At 40.2% G+C, this 8017-nt stretch carries 10 protein-coding genes; 4 read left to right on the forward strand and 6 right to left on the reverse strand.

The genetic code is table 11. The annotated features are described in order from the left end of the window. Window positions 1–978: NAD(P)/FAD-dependent oxidoreductase (locus LD39_RS14055; RefSeq protein WP_035548254.1), on the reverse strand; the 978-nt coding region annotated here is incomplete at its 3' end. Window positions 979–1276: 298 nt separating this feature from the next. On the opposite strand from LD39_RS14055, the gene LD39_RS14060 reads away from it, so the two are divergent. Then, on the forward strand, window positions 1277–2263 hold the full coding sequence (locus tag LD39_RS14060; protein ID WP_035548259.1) for an NAD(P)/FAD-dependent oxidoreductase: 987 nt from the start codon (window positions 1277–1279) through the stop codon (window positions 2261–2263). Between the two features lie 39 nt (window positions 2264–2302). Here the strand turns inward: LD39_RS14060 and LD39_RS14065 are convergent, their stop codons facing one another. The 4 genes from LD39_RS14065 to LD39_RS14080 form a co-directional block, all read right to left on the reverse strand. After that, the gene (locus LD39_RS14065) at window positions 2303–2587 is read right to left on the reverse strand and encodes a hypothetical protein (protein ID WP_035548262.1); all 285 of its coding nucleotides are present in this window, start codon (window positions 2585–2587) and stop codon (window positions 2303–2305) included. A gap of 119 nt (window positions 2588–2706) precedes the next feature. Further along, window positions 2707–3069: an iron-sulfur cluster assembly accessory protein gene (locus LD39_RS14070; RefSeq protein WP_035548265.1), complete on the reverse strand. Its 363-nt coding sequence runs from the start codon at window positions 3067–3069 to the stop codon at window positions 2707–2709. A 342-nt stretch (window positions 3070–3411) separates the two neighbouring features. Continuing rightward, the gene (locus LD39_RS14075) at window positions 3412–3642 is read right to left on the reverse strand and encodes a YuzB family protein (protein WP_035548267.1); all 231 of its coding nucleotides are present in this window, start codon (window positions 3640–3642) and stop codon (window positions 3412–3414) included. A gap of 76 nt (window positions 3643–3718) precedes the next feature. Further along, window positions 3719–4054: a YuzD family protein gene (locus LD39_RS14080; RefSeq protein WP_231572583.1), complete on the reverse strand. Its 336-nt coding sequence runs from the start codon at window positions 4052–4054 to the stop codon at window positions 3719–3721. A 162-nt stretch (window positions 4055–4216) separates the two neighbouring features. Here LD39_RS14080 and LD39_RS14085 point away from each other — a divergent pair, with 162 nt between their 5' ends. Continuing rightward, a complete protein-coding gene (locus tag LD39_RS14085; RefSeq protein WP_035511544.1) occupies window positions 4217–4438 on the forward strand; it encodes a NifU family protein in 222 nt (73 codons plus the stop codon). Between the two features lie 102 nt (window positions 4439–4540). Here LD39_RS14085 and LD39_RS14090 read toward each other — a convergent pair whose 3' ends face one another. Next, window positions 4541–5506 carry a D-glycerate dehydrogenase gene (locus tag LD39_RS14090; protein ID WP_035548274.1) on the reverse strand — a complete coding sequence of 322 codons (966 nt, stop codon included), beginning with the start codon at window positions 5504–5506 and terminating at the stop codon, window positions 4541–4543. 200 nt (window positions 5507–5706) lie between these two features. Between LD39_RS14090 and LD39_RS14095 the strand changes: the two genes are divergently transcribed. Further along, window positions 5707–6219, forward strand: a complete 513-nt coding sequence (locus LD39_RS14095) for a phosphatidylglycerophosphatase A (RefSeq protein WP_035548277.1) — start codon at window positions 5707–5709, stop codon at window positions 6217–6219. Window positions 6220–6360: 141 nt separating this feature from the next. After that, on the forward strand, window positions 6361–7917 hold the full coding sequence (locus LD39_RS14100) for a DUF2975 domain-containing protein (RefSeq protein WP_156112649.1): 1557 nt from the start codon (window positions 6361–6363) through the stop codon (window positions 7915–7917). The last annotated feature ends 100 nt before the right edge of the window (window positions 7918–8017 follow it).

Consider the following 8017-nt stretch of genomic DNA (forward strand, 5'->3'; position numbering starts at 1 on the left):
GTGCTCCGCTTGCTGGATTGCAATTTGGGCTGTAGGAGGATAAGGGCGTTCAGTTTCTTCATTAAATAGAAGAGCACAGTCCCCAACGATGAATACATCATCGTAACCTTTTGGCTGCAATTCATCTGAAACTGGAGTACGGCCACGATTTGATTCGAAACCAGCGTCTTCGACTAGAGAGTTTCCGCGTACACCAGCTGCCCAAACAACTGTATTTGTCGGGATTTCTTCGCGCTGCTCATCTTTTTCGAAGACAAGTTTGTTTTCTGTAACTTCTTTGATCATGGCACCGATTTTGAATTCAACGCCACGTCCTTCAAGAGAGTTCATCGCATATTCAACAAGTTCAGGATCAAATCCTGGTAAAGCTGTTGGCGCAGCTTCTACGTTAATGATACGCACGTTTTCGCGAGGAACATCATATTCTTTACATAGTTCAGGCACGCGGTTAGCTAGTTCCCCAACGAATTCGATTCCAGTAAATCCTGCTCCACCAACTACAATATTTAAGCGCTCTTGCTTTTTGTCCGCTTCATTGTTGTATTTAGCGAAGTTATACTCGATATGTTGACGAATAAGACGAGCACTGTTAATGCTGCCGATTGTGAACGCATGCTCTTTAAGACCAGGAATGCCAAAGGTTGCAGCTTCAAACCCTAGTCCGATAACTAAGTAATCATAGGAAAGATCGCCATTTTCCAGCATTACTTTCTTCTCATCCGGTTTAATAGCGGTAACAGTGTCTTGTACGAAATTAACCTTGCTCGTGTTTACAACGTCTTTAATTTGAATGCGTGTACGATCATGGTGAAGTGTACCTGCAGCGTTCTCATGTAGCCACGTTGTTTGATAGTGATAGCTATGCTTGTTCACTAATGTAACGTTCGCGTCGTTTACACCTAGACTTTTCTGCAGCTTGACAGCTGTCATAATTCCTCCGTACCCTGCTCCGAGGATGACAATGTTAGGATTCTTCATGATTAATCACTTCCATCTCGTATTTTTTAATATCCGATAATTCTTTGTGACTCGTTTCACACAAATTTTCATAAAAAAAAGCCTGTCGACTAATATAAAAAAATGTCACAAATACGTAAAATGTTGTCTAGTCCCATCTTAGACCTTTTTGTTTTCATTTTCAACCCAAAATCCATTTATCAAAATAATGTAAAAATTATACCTAATTGAAAAGGCTTACACACCTCCATTATTCCCATGCTAAAAAAATTTATGATAGAATGAATCTTAGTGACATTTTTCGAACAGGAGGACAATTATGAGTGATAACATATATGATATAACGGTTATTGGTGGAGGACCTGTTGGCCTATTCACTGCTTTTTATGGCGGTATGCGTGAAGCAAGCGTAAAAATAATCGAAAGTTTACCCCATCTAGGTGGTCAGCTTACAGCCCTTTATCCTGAAAAATATATTTATGATGTCGCCGGCTTCCCTAAAGTCCGAGCACAAGAACTGGTGGATAGCCTTGAAGAGCAAGCGATGGCATTTGATCCGACCATTGCCCTCGGACAAGAAGTCTTGAGCGTAGAACGTTTGGAAGACGATGTACTTAAATTAACGACGAATAAAGAAGTTCACTATACCAAAACAATTATCATCACTGCAGGTAACGGGGCTTTCCAACCAAGAAAATTGAAAATGGAAGGAACCGAAAAATACGAAGGGAAAAACCTTCATTATCACGTGAGTGACATGAATCAATTTCAAGATAAAAACGTCATGATTTGTGGCGGAGGCGATTCTGCAGTTGATTGGTCTTTAATGCTCGAGCCAATCGCTAATCAAGTCACCCTTGTCCACCGACGTGATAAATTCCGTGCCCACGAACACAGTGTTGCCCAATTGAAAAATTCAAATGTGAATATCATGACCCCTTTTGCGCCTGAACGCATGGTAGGGGAAGACCTAATTGAACAAGTCGAACTGCATGAAGTTAAAGGTGTTCGTGTAGAAACCATTGATGTTGATGATGTCATAGTAAATTACGGGTTCATTTCTTCCTTAGGTCCAATCAAGGACTGGGAGCTTGAGATCGAGAAAAATAGTATTGTTGTCAATTCAAAAATGGAGACGAACATTAAGGGTATTTATGCTGCCGGGGACATTTGCACCTACCCTGGAAAAGTGAAACTGATTGCATCAGGTTTTGGCGAAGGGCCGACAGCTGTCAATAACGCGAAAGCATACATTGACCCTGGTGCCCGTGTACAACCGAAGCACTCCACCAGCATGTTCTCATAACTAATGATGGAGAGAATTTAAAAAGGAAGGTCACTGATTTCAGTGGCCTTCCTTTTCATTTTCTTCAGGCAAGTTTGCATTCTGGCTCCTCATCATCGCTTTATTTTTACTGTTTGTGATCGCATACTCCTTTATATGGTTGGTCACTTGAATTCCAGCAACGATGGAAATAAACGTCATAAGTAAGGTTTGCACATTACCATCTACGACACCAGTTTCAATGTATTTGTACATCGCCGTAATTAATGTAATAAAATAACCAACAATTATAGCGCTTATTCTGTATTCATTCATCGACAAACAATCTCTTAATAATTGTTTCATCCCACTCCCCCTCCCTAAAACATGTCTTACATTATTTTATGGAGTTGAGCGCTCGTCCTTTAACTCAAAGTCGAAATAAAAAAACCTCCCCGAAAAGGAAGGTTTCCAAATTATTCAGTTTAACAATTCGGATCTGGTGTTCCAGCGTTTGTAGCTGTCTTGAAAGATGAACCGCAACCACAGGATACGATGGCATTCGGATTATCAATCGTAAATCCTCCGCCCATCATGTTCTGCTTAAAGTCAATCGTAGTGCCTTCTATGATGGCAGCATCTTGTCTATTAATGACTAAAGGAATACCATTAGATTCCTCAACAATGTCTAATTCTTCATTGATTTCATCTTCGAAGCCCATCGCATAAGACAATCCGCTGCAGCCTCCACCTTTGACGCCGAAACGAAGACGCACGTTCTCAGAATCTTCTTCCTTCAACATTTCTTTAATTTGGTGCCTAGCTGCTTCTGTAATATTCAGAATCATCCCGAGCCTCTCCTTTCATCTCATTACTGTAAGTATACTAACCCATCCTATTTTTATCAAACACAAGGATTCATTTTGGCGTTAAGTTATGATGCCTGCCCCGTCCATTATTTAGAACCCAATGGCAACTCGCCCGCGAACAAATGAAGGGAACGAAAACAAAAGTTAAATACTTAAAATAAGACCTGGTATGATTCGTTCATTCACAGAATAAATCATATAGGTTTCTTCAGCAATCTGGTACTTTAACCGAATAATAAATAATTAGGAATAAGAGTACTAAACGTAATATTAAAGAAGAAAGGCGTCAATAAGTCGCCTTTCTTCTCATGCCACACCTTGTCATAGGGTCTCTTCCAGGTGCTGGTATATATGATCAACTAATTCTTTTGGTGTGTCAGCAATAACTCTTTCTCCATCAACAAGCGCATATAACGATTGTGAGCACAGACCACAGTTACTCAAACAACCGTACTCTACCACATCAAGGTCTGGATCTTTCTCCAGCTCCTCCATAGCCTCTTGGGCACCATTTGCCAAGTTGTTGATACAAAATTCAATTAACGGATTCATCCATATCACCTCTTTGTCTGGATGAAACCCTATCCTCCAACATTTTAACACATGATGATTAGGAAAAATAGAGACATTAGGAGTTAGCAGTTGGTTTAATGCCTTTTGCTTCAAGAGCTTTATAAATAGACTTTAACCTCGGATTTCCTTCCCCGACGATTTGATTTTCTACGACCACAAGTGGATAAAACAACTCCTCATCGAGAAGCTGTTGAACTAAATCCTCATCCGCTCCTTTTTGACCTTCCGTATGAATATCAAAATATTGATACGAAATGGAATCATCACTGTATTTCCGTCCAATAGCGGCCTGTAACCATTCAAATGTTTCCTTTGATCCAGGTGCATTGACGCAACTGGCACATTTTACTTCTGCACCATACACGGTTAATTGTATTTTTTCTCTATTCAATCTAACTCCTCCCCCATGGTCGAACATCATTTATTTTCATTTTACAAAAGTTCTTAAAAAAGATAAAATGAAAATGGTTCTCAATGATTTATATAGGAGAAGACAATAGATTTTTTATCCATTTCGTTTTATAATGATGTTATAGAAAGGGGAAGATTGAACATGCATGAACAAGTTCAAGAAGTACTTAATAAACTTCGCCCATTTTTACTTCGTGACGGTGGAGACGTTGAACTCGTAGATGTGGAGGACGGCATCGTTCGTTTACGTCTGATGGGTGCTTGCGGAAACTGCCCGAGTTCTACGATCACTTTGAAAGCAGGAATTGAGCGTGCACTAGCTCAAGAAGTTCCTGGTATTTACGAAGTAGAACAAGTATTTTAATTTAAAATTGATGGAAGCGGCAAACACCGCTCACAAAGATTTTTGTCATAAGGTCTCTAGACGTTTAAAAAGGTCGCACACCAAAGGGTGTGCGACCTTTTTTTAATTAACTTTAGTCAAAGGAGAATCTCCTCTAAAGTACCTGACTAAGTTGTCCAGACAAAGCTTCATCATCTTATGCCTTGTTTCAACAGTGGCAGATCCGATATGAGGTAGACAAACCACTTGATCCAGCTGTAAAAGTGGGTGGTCTTTCCCTATGGGCTCCTGCTCAAATACATCGAGTCCTGCACCGGCGATATCCTTTTGTTCAAGAGCATGATAAAGATCGTCTTCGTTCATAGTTGCCCCCCGAGAAGCATTAATGAAGACCGCTTCCTTTTTCATGTTCCTAAAAGCCTCTGCGTCAAAAATATGATGTGTTTCATCCGTCAAAGGAGCCATGCAAACCACAAAATCCGATTGCTCCAGCAGTTCATTAAATTCCACATATACAGCTCCAAGCTTCTCCTCCGCCTCTGTCTTCCTAGACCGATTATGATATAGGACTTTCATATCAAAACCACGTGCACGACGCGCAACCGCTTCACCGATACGCCCCATTCCGTATATCCCAATTGTTTTATGATGTATATCCGTTCCGGCAAGGAGCAGCGGAGACCAAGGCCCCCATTTGCCATCTTTGATGTATTGGTTAGCTTCTACCATCCTTCTGGCAGTGGCCATCAAAAGGCCGAACGTTAAATCAGCAGTTGTATCTGTCAAGACATCTGGAGTATTCGTAACCGTAATGTCGAATTTCGTTGCAGCGTCTACATCGATGTTATCGTATCCAACAGCCATGTTCGCGACAATCTTCAAGTGTTTACTCTTCTCAACTAACCCTTGATCCACTTTGTCTGTCAGCATCGTCAATAATCCATCAGCTCTATGACTTTCTTCTTCAAGCTTTTCTATCGAAACAGGCTGTTCTTCATACGGCCACATCTGGATTTCCAACTCATCACTGTATGGTTCAATAATGTGCTCAGGCAATAACCGTGTGACGTACACGTAAGGTTTGCTCATGAAATAACCCCTCCGATCATCTATTTCTTTTATAGTTTATCATATACATGACCTCGTGCCTCCTTAGGTATAATAAAGGCTGAAGGAGTCACGTACATGTACACAATCTGATATACTTAGAGTAACCCTTCCGTTTTTTACATTAATCATAAGGGTACAGAAACATCAGAACGATGTTGAGCAGGGAGGTTTTTGACGATATGGCAAAAGACAAAGTAACTGCACTGGAAACGACGGCACGCGAATGGCTTCAAGAACGAGGAGTTACAATCGAGGATATGGCTGATCTGGTTTACTATCTTCAATCAAAATACCATGACGACCTATCTATGGATGAATGCCGTCACAATGTAAATCGAGTACTCAAAAAACGCGAGGTTCAGAACGCTATTATTACAGGTATCCAAATGGATAAGCTCGCCGAGCAAAATCAACTGGAGGAGCCATTACTTTCCACAATCCAAACGGATGAAGGGTTATATGGGGTAGATGAAATCATCGCCTTCTCCATAGTAAATGTTTACGGCTCGATCGGATTTACCAACTACGGATACATTGATAAACAAAAACCAGGAATCTTAAAAAAATTAAATGACAAATCCACAGGCGAATGTCATACATTTTTAGACGATATTGTCGGTGCGATTGCAGCAGCAGCTTCCAGTCGTCTGGCCCACAGCCTGGCTGGTGATACCGACCCAGAAGAAGATTGATTATTCCCACCAAATACCGCGCAGATTGCGCGGTATTTTTAATTTTTCTGAAACCTCCCTCCGTTTCTTTCGTATCTCATATTAAGATTTTATATAATATCCCATGAATGGTAAGGAAAGGAATGTCTCAGGATGAATTTCATGAAAAAAATCATGGTCTGGCTTGCCCCGATGATCATCATTCTAACAGCGGTCTCCATTCTTTTTTTGGAGAACTATCAAGAAGTAACCCAGCCCGCTGATGACAATTGGAGTCGAGGATTAAAAGTAGGTACAACACCATTTACGCAAGAACCTTTTGTACATCAAACAGAGGATGGGCAGCTTTCTGTCGCTTTTTTAACGGATGAAGGTGTCCAACAAAATATTTATAATGAGCACTACGAACTTGCTTCAAAAGAAAAGTACAAGATTCCATTAGATAAGTTTACATCCATATATTTAAATAATGGCAAACTGATTTACGCCAATTATTACTCGATGTTCGATGGAGAGACCGATCAAAAGATTGAAGATATTTCTGAATTTTATCCTTTGAAGGGAAAACTCCTCTATAAGAAAGAGAATCAGTTATTTTTATTACATACCGACAACATGGAGTCCACTCCTCTCCTTCAATTAGACAATGAAAATGCTTCTTTGCTGGTAGACGAATCAAAGCAAGGGATTCACATCATTAAAAAGACAGTGAGCGAAAGCGGAAATACGCTCACATTCTATAAATTGAATAATGAAGGCCTTGAAGAAGTCGGCTCAGCTTCCCTACGTGTAAAAAGTTCAGAAGAAATCAAAGACCTTCAATTTACAACATACCAAGACAATTACTATCTTCTTTTATCGACAACACAAAAACAATCTTCATCTGGTAAAATGACTAACTTCTATTACTATTCAAAAAGCCCCATAGGCGAGCAACCGAACCTAAAGCAAGTATCCTTCAATGATCCATATGGGAGTGGAGAGTTAGAAGAACTATCTGATATAGAGATGAAAATGGCAGGAAAGGATCCAGTTCTATTATTCAAAGCTTATGGCTCTACTAAAACAACGTTTAAGGAACCTAAACAGTTCAATATTTATAAGTCTGAATTAAGGGGGGAATCTTCTGAAAGTGTAAAACGATTAAGTAATACTCCTAATTCATCTTCGGAACCAGTCTGGCTAGACGATGAGGCCATTGTCTGGATCGACCATGGTGGAGAACAAACCAACCGTATTTATCTTGCCTCCAGTGATCCTGAAGTCATTAAAAAAGCTGATGGAATGACACAAAGCTCTCTTGTACTGGCGTTAGGTAAAACGCTCGGAATGTTATCCTACAGTTTCCTAGCGGCTGTAATTTCAATCATCTGGTTCATATGGCCACTACTTTTTATTGTAGTTGTGACATTTGCAAACAATCGTGCACTGGATCGTGATCATTCATGGATCTTTTATACAGGAGCGTTGATTTATCTTGCTGCTTCCCTTTTGTTCAAAAGATTAATTTTCACTGATGCTGTCATGGCAAGTGCTCCAGGCTATCTAAGCTTTACTGGAAGCTCGTTCATTTATATAATCGGCTTGGCTCTTGTTTCCTTGGTAATTCTAAAAATCGGTTCAAAAGTCAGGGATTGGTCCACATTAGTCCAGCTGAGTTATTTCATTGGAATTCATGTCGCTTTTATCACCGTATTTTTCGGTCCTTACTTGATCTAAAAGGACACTGACTACACATTATTCAACAAAAACGTGTAGGTTTGTTGAAGACTCGACTTCGAGATGATTGTGAAGTTTTAGGGGCGTTGGGGAAGGGCTC

The organism is Halobacillus sp. BBL2006, from assembly GCF_000786645.1.
In the GTDB taxonomy this organism is placed as follows: Bacteria; Bacillota; Bacilli; order Bacillales; family Halobacillaceae; genus Halobacillus.